Origin of the sequence: Paraburkholderia graminis (genome assembly GCF_003330785.1) — a bacterium.
GTDB classification, from domain to species: domain Bacteria; phylum Pseudomonadota; class Gammaproteobacteria; order Burkholderiales; family Burkholderiaceae; genus Paraburkholderia; species Paraburkholderia graminis.
The window spans coordinates 1837689-1852447 of sequence record NZ_CP024935.1 but is presented as its reverse complement, the minus strand read 5'-3'; the positions used below and the strand labels follow the sequence as shown (position 1 = coordinate 1852447).

General features: G+C 66.5%; 12 protein-coding genes. 6 read left to right on the top strand and 6 right to left on the bottom strand.

Annotated elements, in window-relative coordinates; all coding sequences use genetic code 11:
• Positions 1-7 precede the first annotated feature (7 nt).
• Positions 8-2881, top strand: a complete 2874-nt coding sequence (locus CUJ91_RS26435) for a serine/threonine-protein kinase (RefSeq protein ID WP_114157538.1) — start codon at positions 8-10, stop codon at positions 2879-2881.
• The gene (locus CUJ91_RS26430) at positions 2878-3309 is read left to right on the top strand and encodes a hypothetical protein (RefSeq protein ID WP_244231031.1); all 432 of its coding nucleotides are present in this window, start codon (positions 2878-2880) and stop codon (positions 3307-3309) included. The genes CUJ91_RS26435 and CUJ91_RS26430 overlap by 4 nt, the downstream gene beginning before the upstream one ends.
• A 94-nt stretch (positions 3310-3403) precedes the next feature.
• Here CUJ91_RS26430 and tssA read toward each other — a convergent pair whose 3' ends face one another.
• Positions 3404-4486, bottom strand: a complete 1083-nt coding sequence (tssA, locus tag CUJ91_RS26425; RefSeq protein ID WP_114157537.1) for a type VI secretion system protein TssA — start codon at positions 4484-4486, stop codon at positions 3404-3406.
• 258 nt (positions 4487-4744) lie between these two features.
• Between tssA and CUJ91_RS26420 the strand changes: the two genes are divergently transcribed.
• The 4 genes from CUJ91_RS26420 to CUJ91_RS26405 all read left to right on the top strand — a co-directional run bounded on the left by CUJ91_RS26420 (position 4745) and on the right by CUJ91_RS26405 (position 8538).
• On the top strand, positions 4745-5293 hold the full coding sequence (locus tag CUJ91_RS26420) for an RNA polymerase sigma factor (protein WP_006049756.1): 549 nt from the start codon (positions 4745-4747) through the stop codon (positions 5291-5293).
• A complete protein-coding gene (locus CUJ91_RS26415; protein ID WP_114157536.1) occupies positions 5290-6303 on the top strand; it encodes an anti-sigma factor family protein in 1014 nt (337 codons plus the stop codon). Before CUJ91_RS26420 ends, CUJ91_RS26415 begins: the two co-directional genes overlap by 4 nt.
• A gap of 108 nt (positions 6304-6411) precedes the next feature.
• Positions 6412-7500, top strand: coding sequence for a catalase family peroxidase (locus CUJ91_RS26410; protein ID WP_244231030.1), 1089 nt, complete (start codon positions 6412-6414; stop codon positions 7498-7500).
• A 135-nt stretch (positions 7501-7635) separates the two neighbouring features.
• Positions 7636-8538, top strand: a complete 903-nt coding sequence (locus tag CUJ91_RS26405) for an anti-sigma factor family protein (RefSeq protein WP_114157535.1) — start codon at positions 7636-7638, stop codon at positions 8536-8538.
• On the opposite strand, the gene CUJ91_RS26400 is transcribed toward CUJ91_RS26405, so the two are convergent.
• The 5 genes from CUJ91_RS26400 to CUJ91_RS26380 all read right to left on the bottom strand — a co-directional run bounded on the left by CUJ91_RS26400 (position 8516) and on the right by CUJ91_RS26380 (position 14745).
• A complete protein-coding gene (locus CUJ91_RS26400; RefSeq protein WP_029970287.1) occupies positions 8516-9436 on the bottom strand; it encodes a LysR family transcriptional regulator in 921 nt (306 codons plus the stop codon). The two genes, CUJ91_RS26405 and CUJ91_RS26400, sit on opposite strands and share 23 nt — an antisense overlap.
• Before the next feature lie 135 nt (positions 9437-9571).
• Complete coding sequence (locus CUJ91_RS26395) at positions 9572-11137, bottom strand: UbiD family decarboxylase (RefSeq protein WP_114157534.1); 1566 nt, start codon at positions 11135-11137, stop codon at positions 9572-9574.
• A gap of 35 nt (positions 11138-11172) precedes the next feature.
• On the bottom strand, positions 11173-11898 hold the full coding sequence (locus tag CUJ91_RS26390; protein WP_114157533.1) for an enoyl-CoA hydratase/isomerase family protein: 726 nt from the start codon (positions 11896-11898) through the stop codon (positions 11173-11175).
• A complete protein-coding gene (locus CUJ91_RS26385) occupies positions 11888-14239 on the bottom strand; it encodes a xanthine dehydrogenase family protein molybdopterin-binding subunit (protein ID WP_114157532.1) in 2352 nt (783 codons plus the stop codon). Before CUJ91_RS26385 ends, CUJ91_RS26390 begins: the two co-directional genes overlap by 11 nt.
• Positions 14236-14745, bottom strand: a complete 510-nt coding sequence (locus CUJ91_RS26380; RefSeq protein WP_053860194.1) for a (2Fe-2S)-binding protein — start codon at positions 14743-14745, stop codon at positions 14236-14238. The genes CUJ91_RS26385 and CUJ91_RS26380 overlap by 4 nt, the downstream gene beginning before the upstream one ends.
• Positions 14746-14759: the final 14 nt, after the last annotated feature.

Here is a 14759-nt window from a genome sequence, read left to right as displayed (position 1 = left end):
ACCTTCGATGAACGACATCTACTCACGCCTCGGCGCCGGCGGCGCGCGCGCACGGCAACTGTTCCTTCTGATCGAGGCCCGCGCACGGTGGTTGTTCGCGCGGCGCGCCGCGCCGGTTTCGTCTTCTTCCGTGTACCGCCGCGAGCAAGTGGCGCTCGATGCGAGGCCCGTTGACGCCGGCGACGGCCTCACTGTCGTGCAACCCGCAGTGGGGGTTTCATCGCGCGCATCGTGGGACGACGCGACCGTCGTCAAACCCGCGAGCCGTTCCGTCAGCCACGCGGGATCGCAAGAAGTCCGAAGCAACGATGCGAACAACAGCGATGTGAACGACAGCGATGTGAACGGCAGCAGCGCCAGTGATAGCAAGTCCAGCGACAGCAGCCTGAACCGCGATACCTGGCAGCGTGTAGCTCAGGCGCGAAGCGGCGATCATGCATCGGTGGGCAAGCTGCTCAAAGGACGTTTTCTGCTCGAGCGCGAACTGGGGCGCGGCGGCATGGGCGTCGTCTATCTGGCGCGCGACGAGCGCAAGGTCGAGGCCCGCGACCGCGATCCCTACGTGGCCGTGAAGGTGCTCAACGACGAGTTCCGCCGCCACCCGGATTCGCTGATTGCCTTGCAACGCGAAGCGCGCCGCGCGCAACGGCTTGCTCACGACAACATCGTGCACGTCTACGATTTCGACAAGGACGGCACGATCGTTTTCATGACGATGGAGTACATCGACGGCACGGATCTGCGCACGCTGATTCGCGGGCGTCCCTCGGGAATGCCGTTTCGCGAGGCGTGGCCGCTGATCGACGCGATGGCGCGCGCGTTGCAGCGCGCGCATGCGAGCGGCATCGTGCACTCGGACTTCAAGCCGGGCAACGTCATGGTGACGCGCGACGGCGTGCCGAAGGTGTTCGACTTCGGCATCGCGCGGGCGGGGCTCGCTGCGGCGGGCGCGGCCGGTGAGCAGACCGTGTTCGATGCCGGCACGCTCGGCGCGATGACACCGGCCTATGCGAGCCTCGACATGATCGAGGGCGCGGCGCCGTCGGTGCGCGACGACGTGTACGCGCTCGGCTGTGTGGTTTTCGAGTTGCTAACCGGCCGCCATCCGTTCGACCGGCACAGCGCCGACGTCGCGTTGCGCGAGAGTGCAGTGCCGCCGCCAGTGCCGGGTCTCGGGCGGCGTCAATACCGGGCGCTGTGCCAGGCGGTGGCTTTTCGCGGCGGCGAGCGGTTGCAGACGGTGGGCGCGCTCGTCGAAGGGCTGCGGCCGAGGAAAATGCGCGAGCGCCTGTTGCCATATTGCGCGGGCGCGCTCGCCGTGGCGGTGCTCGCCGCAGGCGCTTCCGCATGGCATAGCCAGCATCGCCATCGGCAACTGGAGGCGACCATCGCACGCTTTGCCGATAGCGATCCACGGCACTACGCGAACGAAGACCAGGCCGTCGCGGCGCTCGCCTTGCTTGGCGTGGACGAGCGCGAACGCCTCGTGCTGAACCAGAACGATCTGATCCAGCGCTTTCTCGCAAGCCGGCTCGACGCGTACTGGAGCCCGCCGCTCGGGCGGATCGATTATGCGGCCGCCCAGCACGTGTTTCAGATCCGCGACCAGTTGAAGCTGTTTTCGCCGGAATTCGACGTGCGGCGCAAGCAGATCGACGATGAGCGCGCCGACATGCTCGCGAAGCTCGCGAGCAGCCTCGACGAAGCGCTCGATCGCGACGCGTTGTTCGACGACCAGCCGGGCAGCGCGGCGGACATCCTGCAGCGGATTCGCATGCTCGACCCGGGCAGCGCGTTGCTGAAGAGTCCGCAGATCGAATCGCGCTACGACGCCGCGATCGGGCAATCGCTCGACTCGGCCAGGTTCGACGAAGCGCGGGCGCGGATCGCGCTGGCGCTGCAACTGTTTCCGGACTCCTCGCGCTTGCAGCGGCGGCGCGGACAACTGGCGGCGGCAGCGGCATCGGCGACACAAAATCATGGGACGCCTGCCGCCGCGATGAGCGTGCCCGATGCGCGCCGCTCGCTCGTGGAACTGGCGGCTAATCCGTCAGCCAGCGCCGCGTGGCTCGACGGCGTGAGCCGGGCGATGAGCGCGCTGCAAAACGACGCTTCGCCGGAAACCGGCACGGCAATAGACGCGCTCGCCGACGGCATCGTCGCCGCGGCGTCTCGCGTGACCGATCCGCTGCTGGCGCATCGGACGCTGGACGTCATCGAGGTCGGCTTGCGCTATGCGCCGCATTCGCCGGGTCTTTCCGCTCAGCGCGACCGGATGCTGCAGTTGTTGCAGCAGCAACGCATCGACCAGTTGACGGCGAGCGGCGACGCGGCTGCGCAAATGGACGCGCTGCGGCTCGCCGCTGCCGCCAACGACGGAGCGCGTGCGCTCGCGGCACTCAACCGGATGCGCGCGTTGGAACCCGGCAACGCGTTCCTCACGAGCGGCGCGCCGCAGCTCGTTGCCAACGCGTATCTCGGCAATGCTCGCGCGCTTGGCCGCGCGGGCAATCTGCAAGACGCCGCTCGCGTCGCCTCGCAGGGTGCCGACGCGCTTTCGGGCGATCAGAAACTCGGCGACGCGGCGCAACGCTATCTGCTCGCCGCGGCAATCCTGGCCGCGCGCGATCAGCCGATGGCCGACCCGGATCTGCAGGCGCTGCAGGCACGCTTCGATACCGCGCAGGCAGCCGACCCGGAAGCCATGAAGCAGATGGAGCGCGACATCGGCGCGAGCATCGCGTTGCCGCCAGGCGGTTTGAGCGCGCTGCTGGACCAGATCAAGGCGCGGGTCGAAAGCGGCGACGCGGCGAGCGCGGCGGCGTCGGTTTCGATGACGCTGCCCGCGCGCAGCGACCGGCACAGCCAGGCGAACGCATGACGGGCAGCGAAATGCGGCGGGCCGGACAGCGCAGACGGGCGGCGCGGCGCGACACTCAGGCGGAGCTTGCGGTGACGACACAGGAGGAGCCGGGCGTGCGCGAGCAGCAGGTCAACGACGCGTTGCGGGTGCTCGATGAAATGCATCGGCTTGGCCGCATCGAACGCGATGCATATCGGCAGCGGCGGCGACGCTTGCTTGATTCGCTCGTCGGCGAAGCGCCCTCCGATGGGCGCGATACGGTGCGTCGAAGCGTCCCTGCGGGTGCCGCACGGCGCCAGCCCGTGCCGATTCGGCGGCGCGATGCCGGCAGCGCGCAGATGCCTGTGAAGCGAGGCCGCTCGTCCGCGCTATGGATGCTGCTGATGCTGCTGCTGGTCGCGGTGGCCAGCGCGCTTGCCGCCGGCTGGTTGATGCTGACTCGTTGATGCTGGCGTCATGATCGCCGTTGAGGGCCGCGATGCGGTCTGCTGAACGCGCCTCCGCGGCCGCACCTCGCCGGCCGCGCCTGGCCGGCCGCGCTTATTCGCTCTCGGAACCCGACAATGTCTGAAGCTCCGACAGCCCGCCTGGCGCGATGTCCCTGAGCACCTCGGCGAAACTCTTGCCGACGAGGCGCCGCGCGCGTTTGAGCAGAACCGGTAGCGGGCTCGAAGGTTCGACGCGCTCGTAGTAGTCGCAAATCTCGTCGAGCCGCCGGATCACATCGGCCTGGCCGGAGATCCTCGCGTTGGCCGGCTCATGCGTGGCGCCCTCGTGCGGCGACACAGGCGAAGACGAAGACAAGTCCAGAAGCGAGCCCGACAGCGAGGCCGGCGACGCGCCGACGCTCGCTTCCGGTCGTCCAGGAAACCGGCGCTGCACTTGCGTATCGACGAATTTTTTCAGCTCCGCGATATCGCCGCACAACAGCGCCAGGTCGGGGCTCGCCGTGCCGAGTTTTTCCCGCACCAACGCAACGATGGCTTGCGCATGTTCCTGTGCTTCTGCGAGCGTTGCGGCCGATTGCGGTAATTGATCCTCCGGGCAGTCCATGCAACATGCTTCGAGATCGACGAGCGTCGGAGCCGGCGCGCCGTCCTGCGACGGCGACGCGTTGATCGCGCCCGTCGCGACGCGCAGATCGCGCAGCGAAAAGCGGCCGAGACGCGGCGACTGCACAAACGGAGCAAGCCTGAACATGCCGAGCGCGCTTTGCGGATCGCCAAGCGGCATCAGCGCATTGGCGCGGGCGGTGGGGTCGTTGTTATCGTCTGCGTCCAGTTGTGGATGCACATGGTCCCAGTAGCGTTCGAGCAGCCCGCGCACGAGGCCGAGGCCCGCGGCCCATCCGGACAGACCTTCTCTACGGGTTCGAGCAGAACACAGGTGGACCGCGACGCGCAGATCTTTCGTGCACGCGAGCAGCGCGCCGGCGGCGCTTGCGACTTTGTCCCAGTCGGGTTCCTGAGCCGCTTTCAGACTGTCGCCCATGGCGCGCTCGGGCGTCGGTGTCGCCAGCAGTTCGAGTTCGGTGAAGGCGGGATCGTATTCCAGGTTGAGCCCGGCCGGCGCCGCATCGTCGATAGGGGAAAGCAGGGCATTCGTCGTGTAGGAGTCGGTCATGTCGGACTGGAAGAGGGGAGCATGTGCAAGCGCGAGCGAAAACGGCGGACGCGCTCGCGTGATTTCGTTCGGTGTTTCCGGTCCATGACAGAACAACTGACGGCGAGCGGTTATTCCACCTGATGCGGCAAAGAGGCGTGGCTGCCCGGAAGCAAACGTTTGACGCACGCTGTACAATCCGCGAACTCCTTCACCCGCAGGAACGGTCAGTCAGCAGCCGGCGCGCCGGACGGTAACCCTGCTTCGAGCCAGTCAATCATGTCAACAGCAGATGTCGAGAATCTGCCCAGTCTTCTACCGGGCATGCTGCCGCGGCTCTGGGCATTCTCTCTGCGCCTGTGCGGGAACCAGCACGACGCCGAGGATCTGCTCCAGCGCGCGTGCGTGCGGGGGCTCGAACGTGCTCATCAATTGCAGCCGGGCACCTCGCCTCTGAGCTGGATGTTCTCCATCGTCCATTCCACCTGGCTCAACGAACTACGTGCGCGCAACGTGCGCAGCCGCTCGAGCATGGAGTGGGACGACAACTTTCTCGAAACCGTGCCCGACCCAGGGGCGCGCAATCCTGCCGACAGCGTGAGCGAGATCATCGCGGCGGTGGAGCGTCTTCCCGACGCGCAGCGCACCGTGATGCTGCTCGTGGCGGTCGAAGGGTTCAGCTATGCGGAGGCGGCCGAGGTGCTCGGCGTGCCGATCGGCACGATCATGAGCCGGCTCTCCCGCGCGCGCCAGACAATCGGCGCGCAATTCAGCGACCACGATACGTCTTCGGCACGATCGTCGAAAAACCAGCGAGCGGCGCAATGAAGATCGATGATGCCAGCCTGTTGGCTTATGTCGACGGTGAGTTGTCGGGCCCCGAGCGCGAACAGGTGGAAAAGGCGATCCGCGAATCGGAAGATCTCGCGTCCCGCGTGTCGATGCTGCGCGCCTCGCAACTGCCTTATCGGCATGCGTTCGAACAGCAGGCGTTGCCGCCCATGCCGGAATCGCTGGGCCGTAGCGTCGACGCGTTGATCCGTCAGCATGTGGAGCGCGAGAGCGCCGAGCGGAGCGCGAGCGCTGACGCGGCAGAAGTGGCCCAAGCGGCAGAAGCGGCAGAAGCGGCAGAAGCGGCAGAAGCGGATAACTCGCGCGGCACCGAAGAACAGCCTGGCGACAATGTCCGGCCGCTAAGGCCTCGGACGAAGTCGCGGCAATGGCTGTCGCTGCCGCAGTGGCCCACGTGGCCAAAGCTCGCGGTGGCGTTCGTCGCGGGCGCGTTCTGCTGCGGCCTCGCGCTGCGGCTCGTGCCGCAACTGGCCGGTGGCGGCGGCGCGCTCACCACGGCCTCTGACGACTCGGGCATGACGCCGTGGATCAAGGCGGCGGCCGGTTATCAGAAGCTGTACACACGGGACACGGTCGCTCTGCTGCAACCCGACATGAGCACCACGGCGACGACCGTTGCAGACATCCAGCAGGTGGATGAGCTGCCCGTACGGATTCCCGATTTGCGCAGCCAGGGGCTGACTTTCAAGCGCGTCCAGCGGCTGCGCTTTCATGGCAAGCCACTGGTGCAGATCGTCTATTTGCCCGAGAAGGGCGATCCGGTCGCGCTGTGCGTGCTGAAAGAACCGAAGGCGGATGCAGCGCCGTCGAACGCGAAAGTCGAAGGCATGAAGGTTGTCGCGTGGCGGCGCGGCGAGGTGGGCTATGCGCTGATCGGCACGCCAGGTACAGTCGATCTCGATGCGCTCGGCAGGCAGCTTTACGATGGCCGGGTATCCGCGACCGTCGGCGACAACCGCACCGGCACCGATGTCCAGCAGAGTTGAGCGCAACCTTAGCGGTTCGATGTGCATGACGAGTCGCGCCGCATTCGCTGGTCACGAGCCGCTCGCGTACGCCGCGTTGAAGCGCACGCGCCGCCGGCCGCATAACGCATGAGGTTCGGCCACTTGCGCGATCAGCCGGCGCGTCCGCGATCATCGCGTCGCACATTGCGCGCGTTGCGCTCGTTCGCCGTATGCGCGATACCCGCGGCGCTCGCCGCTGTGTTCCTTTCTTGCGTGGGCTGGCTTTCTCCACGACTGAACGCACGGCGCATCGTCAATGCGTTCGAGGCGACGACCACGCCGCACCCCGGTTTCAGGCGCAATCATGCGAAAGGAATTTGCGTGACCGGCCACTTCGACAGCAACGGAGACGGCGCGCTGCTCTCACGTGCCAGCGTGTTTGCGAAGGGGCGTTATGCGGTTGTCGGACGCTTGTCGATACCCGGCGGCGATCCCGGTGAGGACGACGCCGCCGCCACGGTGCGCAGCCTCGCGCTGCGCATGACGCTGCCGCGCGGCGAGGAGTGGCGTCTTGCGATGAACTCCACGCCTGTGTTCCCGGTGCGCACGCCTCAGGCGTTGCTCGAGCAGTTGCAAGCGGATGCGCGCGATCCGCGCACGGGCCGCCGCGATCCGGCGAAGATGCAGGCGTTCCTCGACAGTCATCCCGAGGCCCGCGCTTTCAGGCGTTTTATCGAGCAGCATCCGCCGTCGTCGGGCTACGACAACGCCACGTACTACGGCATCAGCGCGTTCCAGACTATCGACGCGCACGGTATTCGTCGCTTCGTTCGGTGGGAAGTGGTGCCGGACAAGCCTTATCGTGCCGTCGATGCCGGCGATCTGCGCGATCCGGATTTTCTGTTCTACGATCTGTCGAAAAGTCTGCGCAAGGGGCCGTTGCGCTGGCATCTGTTTATGAACGTCGCCATGCCCGGCGACACGACCGACGACTCCACGCGGCAATGGGTGAGTTCGCCGCGCCGGCCGAGAATCGACGCCGGCACGCTCGTGATAGATCGCGCGCAAACGCAGATCGACGGTGCGTGCCGCGATCTTGCTTTCGATCCAACGGTTTTGCCGGACGGTATTGCGCCTTCCGCCGATCCGCTGCTTGCCGCACGATCCGCCGCCTATGCCGTGTCCCTGCAGCGCCGCACGAGTGAAGAAGCGGCGGCGCGGGCCCGCGCACATTGACGCGCGCACTGCCTCGGGTGGGAACGCACCGCCAGTACGGTTATCATGGAAGCCTTCGGCAGCACGGGCGTTCGTGCCCGCCGTGACGCCACTCACTCATTCACACAGCCCTTTCTCTCCTTAGCCTATCGTCCAATGAAGCCCGACGACAGCCAACTGATCGCGTATGCCGACGGCGAACTCAGTGCTCGCGAAGCGGCATCGGTCGAGAGCGCGCTCGCGCAATCCGCCGATCTGAGAGAAAGCGTGGCGTTGCTGCGAGCGTCGCGGCTTCCTTATCGCGAAGCGTTCGCGGCGCAGAAATTGCCGCCGCTGCCTGACGAACTCCGGCGCCGGATCGAGTCGATGGCGCAGGCCGCGGGGCCGCAGGCATCGAGCACTCCCGCGCCGCAAGCACAGCGTTCGCAGCGCCGCGTGTGGCTTGCCGCCGCTTTCATTGCGGGCGCTTTTTGCGCGGGCCTCGTGCAGCATCTTGGCGGATGGCCCGGCGCGTCCGGCAATCGCGGAGTCTCCACGGCGGCCGTTCAGACGCGCTCGTGGATCAGCGTCGCGGTCGACTATCAGCGCATGTACACGCGCGAGACGGTCGCCAGTATCGTTCCCGATGGCGCCGCTGCCGCCCGCACTGTCGATGCGATTCGCAAGGTCGACGGCATCCGCTTGCGTATGCCCGATCTGCAGGCGGCGGGGCTATCGTTCAAGGCGGTGGAGCGGTTGCGCTATAACGGCAAGCCGCTCGTCCAGATGGTGTATCTCCCCGAGCATGGCATGCCGGTGGCGCTGTGCGTGATGAAGGATTCGCGCCCTGACGAGTCCATCGCCCAGCGCGAGATGGACGGTATGAACGTCGTTTCGTGGCGGCAGAACGAACTGTCCTATGCGCTGATCGGCAAGCCCGATTCCGCCGACTCCGCCGACTTGCCGGCCATCGCCCGGCAGATATCGAACGGCAATGTCGACGATATGTTCTCCGGGCTCGACGCATCGTCGCAGCACGGGCGTGGCACGCGGCCATTCATCCAGGCACGAACGGGCTGAGTTGAGCCGCCGCGGCGAACATCCGCGTGAATTGATCCAGCGCGGGCAGCGTGTCGCGTCCGCTGCGCGTGATCCGGTAGAACGAAAATTCCACCTCTGGCCGGATCACGTCGATGCGCACCCGATAGTGCCGGCAGATGTGTTCGCAGAACGACGGCATGATCGCAACGCCCAGTCCTTCGTGAGCCATCGCGACCGCGGTCTGCAAATGACCGACAACCGTACGCCGGCCCGCCGTCACTTCTTCTTTCGACAACGACGCTTCGATCAGCCGCTGCAACGGGTTCTCCTTCGGCAGGGTAATGAGCGGCAACCCTTCGAGCGCGCGCCATTGCACTCCGTCGCGCGGCACCTTGCCGATGCCATGCGCGCCTTCCACGGGCGACGAGACCACGACGAGCCGCGTCGGAAAGATAGGCACGCGGTCTATCCCGGACAACTGCGAGAAGAAGATGCCGTACGCCGCATCGAGATCGCCGTCCTCGACCATCTTCAGAAGCTCGCCGGGAGGACGGTCGACGAGTTCGATCTGCGCTTGCGGACTCGTCTCGGCGAAACGCGCAAGCACTTGCGGCATCAGACTCGCGGCGATCATCGGCGTGCAGCCGAGCAGCAGCGACGCCTGCTTCTGCCGGCCGAGTTCGTTGAGTTCGACAACGGATTTTTCAAGCGTGTCGACGATCTTCATCGCCGTTGGATAGAACAGGTGACCCGCCTCCGTGAGCGCAACCGTGCGCGTGGTGCGTTCGAACAGCCGGCAATCGAGCTGGGTCTCGAGCTCGCGGATGATCGCGCTCAGCGCCGCCTGACTCAGATGCAAGCTCTGCGCGGTCTTCGTGAAGCTCGACGCGTTCGCCACGCCGAGAAAGACCTTCAGTTGTTTCAGGGACAGATTCATGCGGCGGTCCTGTGGGAAGGGCACGAGAGGGCTGCCGGGATTCTATCGCCGCGCTCGGGTATCCGCGACCGGGACAACACCCGATCGCCCCTTACATGTCCATGACGATGCGACGGCGCCGTTGCGCCGCACCCGTCATGCAAACGCGTATCGCCCCTCCTCGTCGCGGACGATGGCGCGGGTTGCCGCCGTGTCTTCGAGCCAGCGCACGATCTCGCGGCCATCGCGCGTTCCTGTCGCGGACATGAGTTCGGTGAAACGCTTCGGACCGTGCTCGAGTGCGGCTTGCAGCGAATCGAAACGCGCGCCCGTCAGAACCGGCGGCGTGGGAACGCGATGTTCGAGATCGCGCTGTTCGCCGGGGCGCAAGAGCGGCAGCGTCAGGTCGAAGCCGAGTTTGGCGGTGACCGTTGCGCCGGCGAGCGACGGGTCCAGCGGCATCGCGCGCATGCCGCCATGCATCACCATATCGCGGTCCGCCTGGAAGCGCGTGGCGAGCGCCCAGTCCATCTGCTCGTCCGAGAAGATATCGATGTCGGGGTCGACCACGAACACATGCTTGACGTTGGCAAGCGACGCGAACACGGCCGCGATCGCGTTGCGCGCTTCACCAGGCACACGCTGTTGCATCGCGATCCGCACGTTGAACATGCCGCCCGTCGCGGGACTCGCGTACACCGCCCTGATCTCGCGCACGGCCGTTTCCAGCGCGCGCCATACGGTGACTTCGGTGCGCAGCGCGGCCAGTTGCGCGGTATCAGTGCGCGCCATCGTGCGGCCGCCGATCGTGCAGGTCTGGAACACAGCGTCTTTGCGATGCGTGATCGCAGTCAGATGAAACACCGGGTTGGTCTTGATGCCGCCGTAATAGCCGAGGAATTCGCCATACGGTCCTTCGGGCTCCGCGTGGCCGCGCTCGTCGAGATAGCCTTCGAGAATGAACTCCGCGTCGGCCGGCACCAGCAGATCGCTGGTCACGCATTTGACGACGCCCATCGGCGCGCCGCGCAACGCGGCAACCAGCTCGAGTTCGTCGGCGGGAATGCGCATCGTTGCACCAACGTGATCGATGGGGTGCGTGCCGACGGCGAAAGCGATCGGCAGCCGCTCGCCGCGCTTCGAATGTGCGAGCGAGATCGCGCGCAGATCGGACGGCGCCACGAGATCGATTCCGGCGGTGCGGCGCCCGCGCAGCATCAGCCGGCGAATGCCGACGTTGGTCCAGCCCGTGTCGGGGTCGACCGCGAAGTCGATCGACGCCGAGATATACGGCGCGCCGTCCAGATCGTGTTGCAGATGAACGGGCAGCGCCGTGAAATCGCAAGCGTCGCCGGTCAGGACCACTTGCTGAACGGGTGCCTGTGCGCGGCTCACTTCGACGAGCTTGCCCTTCGTGCGCAAACGGTCGCGCACGACTTCGAGCAACTGGCCGGGTGTCGTGTCGAACGCTTTGGCAAGGCGCGAGCGGCTCGCCGCCACGCTGCCCGCGAGCGGCACGCTGCCGCCTGCCGGTTGCGCGAACCAGACGGCGCGCGGATTGCCTTCCATGATCGCGGCGATATCGGCCAGATCGACGGGCTCGCTGCGTCTATCGAGTTCGGTTTCGTCGAGCGAGTCGAGAAAGCGGCGCAGCCGGAAGCGCTCCAGGTCGGGCAGTTCCGCGCCTTGCGCGGTGGAAGCGATGGTGGTCTTCGGTCTCAATGTCGTGTCCTTGTGCGAGGGGCGGCGCGCGGCCCTCAGAAGCGGGCTGACAGCGCAGTGGCTGCAAGATGGGCGGCAAAGCCGCTCGAAGCCGCGGGGGGCATCTCCGGAGCGAGATGCAGGAACTGCTTGACGGCGCGCAGCGTGACGGCGCTGCAGCCGAGCAGCGTTTCGGTGAGCGCCCCGGCTTCGGCGTCGAGCGAGGCGGATGCAACGACGCGGCTCACGAGCCCCGCCGCCAGCGCTTCGTGCGCGGAGAGCCGCGCGCGGCTCAGCACCATGTGTGCAACTGTCTTGACGGGAACGCGTCCGATCAGCGCCGACATGACGAGCGTCGGCGGAATGTCGCGCTCCATCTCGGGGATCTGAAACACGGCGTCCTCGGCGGCAAGCGCGACATCGCAAACGCCCGCGAGCGCGCAGCCCACGCCAATCGCCTCGCCGCGCACGACGCACAGCACCGGCACACGCACCGCCTTCAGCGCATCGTAGAGCGCGAGCGGCGGCGCGGCGACGACGCGGCGCAGCGTTTCCGCCGACGGCTTCGCGCCTGCCGGCGGCATCGGCGACTGGCGTCCTTTGCAGAAGTCCTTGCCGCTCGTGACAATGCGCACGAGCTTGGTGTCGTCGTCGATCGTGGTCAGGGCGGCGATGATCGCATCGCTCATCGCCTGGTCGATCAGGTTGCCGTTCTCAGGACGGTCGAGCACGACTTCGAGCAACGCGCCCTCACGGCGGATAGTCACGGATTCAGTCGACATGAGCGCCTCCTTGCGCGCGGTGTATGTATTCCCAGATCACCCTGGGCGTGGCCGGCATCGCGAGTTCGTCGCTGCCGTAGTCGCGCAGCGCGTCGGCCAGCGCGTTGAAAATGGTGGCCGTAGCCGGCGTGATGCCGCTTTCTCCACCGCCTTTCACTCGCAGCGGATTGCCCTGCGTCGGATCTTCCGTCAGCTCCACGTTGAGCGGCGGAATCACGCCGGCGCGCGGCACGCCGTAGTCCATGTAGGAGCCGGTCAGCACCTGGCCGGTTTGGCGATCCATGTAGAAGCCTTCCGAGAGCGCCTGGCCGATTCCCTGCGCGAGGCCGCCATGCACCTGGCCTTCGACGATCAGCGGATTGATCGGCTGCCCCACGTCGTCCACCGACGTGTAGTTCACCAGCTCGACCGCGCCGGTGTCGGGGTCCACTTCGAGTTCGCAGACGGCCGCGCCGGTCGGATGGGCGGGCACGCGCGTGCTGACTTCCGCGTGGGCGTGCAGCTTTTTCGCCGATGGGTCGCCTGGCAGGCCGTCTTTCGCCACATGCTGCGCGATCCCGGCAAGGCTCACTCGACGGCCGCTCGCGGGCGCGGTGAATTGCGCGTCGGCGAATTCGACGCTCGCTGCGTCCACATCGAGCAAGACCGCGGCGACGCTCTTGCCGGCCGCAATGATCTGTTGCGCGGTATCCACGAGCAGCATGCCGCCGAGCCGCATCGTGCGGTCCGAGTGACTGCCGCCGCCGACGCTCACGAACGCGGTATCGCCCGTGCGCAGCTTGACGGCTTCCATCGGCACGCCGAGATGATGCGCGACCACCTGCGCGAACGTGGTTTCGTGTCCCTGGCCGGTCGACTGCGTGCCCGACACGATATCGATGCCGCCGTCGGCGCGCACCGTCAATTCGATGCGCTCACGTGGCGCGCCCACCGGCGATTCGATGTAGTTCGCAAGGCCGATGCCGCGCAGCCGTCCCTGTGTGCGCGACTGCTCGCGGCGCTCCGCGAAGCTGTCCCATTGCGCGAGCGTCAGCGCGCGCGCCATGTTGCGCGCAAAATCGCCGCTGTCGTACGTGAGACCCATCGGGCTGCGATACGGAAGCCTGTCTCGCGGCACCAGATTGCGCCGGCGAATTTCCGCGCGATCAATACCTAAGCCGGCGGCCGCAAGATCGAGCATACGTTCGATCACATGCGTCGCTTCGGGGCGGCCCGCGCCGCGATACGGCGCCGTGGGCACGGTGTTGGTCAGGACCGCGCTCACATGCACGGCGGCCACCGGTACGTCGTAGACGGTCGTCATGATGCGCGTGCCGTTCGACATCGGCACATACGAGACCGTGTGGGCGCCGACGTTGCCGATCCACTCGTTGTCGATGGCAAGCATGCGGCCGTCTTTCGAGAAACCGATTGTCGAGCGGATGATCGCGTCGCGCCCCTGGTAGTCCGACAGAAACGCTTCGCTGCGATCGCTCGTCCATTTGACCGGGCGTCCGATGCGGCGCGCGGCCCATACGACGGCAAGCTGTTCGACATAGATGAACGAGCGTGGCCCGAAGCCGCCACCGGTATCCGGGCATACCACGCGCACGTTCGCCGGCGGCACTTTCAGCGCCGCGGCGAGGCAAAGCTGCTGGCGCACCGCGCCCTGACTGCCGGAGATCAGCGTGTAGACGCCGGTTGCCGCGTCGTACGCGCCGATCGCGCTGCGCGGCTCCATCTGGCAATTGACGAGCCGGCTGTGATGAAACTCGCGGCGCACGACATGATCCGCTTTGGCGATGATCGCGCGCGCGGCGTCACGATCGCCGATCTGGGTCTGGAAGCACAGATTGCCCGGCGCGCCATCCCAGAGTTGCGGCGCACCGTCCTGCATCGCGTCGTTGCCGTTGATCACAGCGTCGAGCACGTCGTAGTCCACGTCGATCAGCTCGGTCGCGTTGCGCGCCTGCAGCGGCGTCTGCGCGATCACCATCGCGATCGCTTCGCCCACATGGCGCACCCGGTCGACCGGCAGCGGGAGATGGGGCTGATTGAAGATCGAGCCGGTCAGCGACGTGAGGAAAGCCTTCTTCGTCGCGTCGATGGCATCGACGGGATTCGGCACATGGTCCACCCCCTTGAAGCCGTCGTCGAGATAGTCCTGGCCCACCAGTACCGCGATCACGCCGGGCGCTTCGCGGGCGGCGGCGATGTCGATCGAACGCAGCACGGCGTGCGCATGGGGCGAGCGCAGAAACGCCGCATGCAACTGTGCGTCGACGTGAATGTCGTCCGTGTACTGGCCGTTGCCGGTGACGAAGCGCTGGTCTTCGACGCGAGGTATCGGTTTGCCGATCATGACGAGTGAGCCTCCGTCCTGGCGAACGGCGCATCCGGATACATTTCGCGAGCCGCGTGGCGAACGGCCTCGATGATGTTCACATAGCCCGTGCAGCGGCAGATGTTGCCCTCCAGCGCATGAGCGATGCTCGCCTGGTCGAGCGCCGGCTCTTGGCGCAGATAGAAAGCGCTCGCCATGATCATGCCCGGCGTGCAGAAGCCGCATTGCAGACCGTGGCACTTAACGAAAGCAGCCTGCACCGGGTGCAGCTTGCCGCCGCACGTTGCGTTGAGACCTTCGACCGTGACGACCTGGCCGCCGCTCGCCTGCGCGGCCAGCACGGTGCACGACTTGACGGCCTGACCGTCGAGAAGCACGGTGCACGCGCCGCACTGGCTCGTATCGCAACCCACGTGCGTGCCCGTGAGACGCAATTGCTCGCGCAGGAATTCGACCAGCAGCGTGTTGTCGGGCACGTCGCGCGCGACATCCGCGCCGTTCACCTGCAATTGGACATCAACCATGATTCACCTGTGTT

Excerpts from the sequence above, each read along its gene's own strand:
- CUJ91_RS26435 (WP_114157538.1), top strand. The coding sequence starts at position 8 with ATGAACGACATCTACTCACGCCTCGGCGCCGGCGGCGCGCGCGCACGG.
- CUJ91_RS26430 (WP_244231031.1), top strand. The coding sequence starts at position 2,878 with ATGACGGGCAGCGAAATGCGGCGGGCCGGACAGCGCAGACGGGCGGCG.
- tssA (WP_114157537.1), bottom strand. The coding sequence starts at position 4,486 with ATGACCGACTCCTACACGACGAATGCCCTGCTTTCCCCTATCGACGAT.
- CUJ91_RS26420 (WP_006049756.1), top strand. The coding sequence starts at position 4,745 with ATGTCAACAGCAGATGTCGAGAATCTGCCCAGTCTTCTACCGGGCATG.
- CUJ91_RS26415 (WP_114157536.1), top strand. The coding sequence starts at position 5,290 with ATGAAGATCGATGATGCCAGCCTGTTGGCTTATGTCGACGGTGAGTTG.
- CUJ91_RS26410 (WP_244231030.1), top strand. The coding sequence starts at position 6,412 with ATGAGGTTCGGCCACTTGCGCGATCAGCCGGCGCGTCCGCGATCATCG.
- CUJ91_RS26405 (WP_114157535.1), top strand. The coding sequence starts at position 7,636 with ATGAAGCCCGACGACAGCCAACTGATCGCGTATGCCGACGGCGAACTC.
- CUJ91_RS26400 (WP_029970287.1), bottom strand. The coding sequence starts at position 9,436 with ATGAATCTGTCCCTGAAACAACTGAAGGTCTTTCTCGGCGTGGCGAAC.
- CUJ91_RS26390 (WP_114157533.1), bottom strand. The coding sequence starts at position 11,898 with ATGTCGACTGAATCCGTGACTATCCGCCGTGAGGGCGCGTTGCTCGAA.
- CUJ91_RS26385 (WP_114157532.1), bottom strand. The coding sequence starts at position 14,239 with ATGATCGGCAAACCGATACCTCGCGTCGAAGACCAGCGCTTCGTCACC.
- CUJ91_RS26380 (WP_053860194.1), bottom strand. The coding sequence starts at position 14,745 with ATGGTTGATGTCCAATTGCAGGTGAACGGCGCGGATGTCGCGCGCGAC.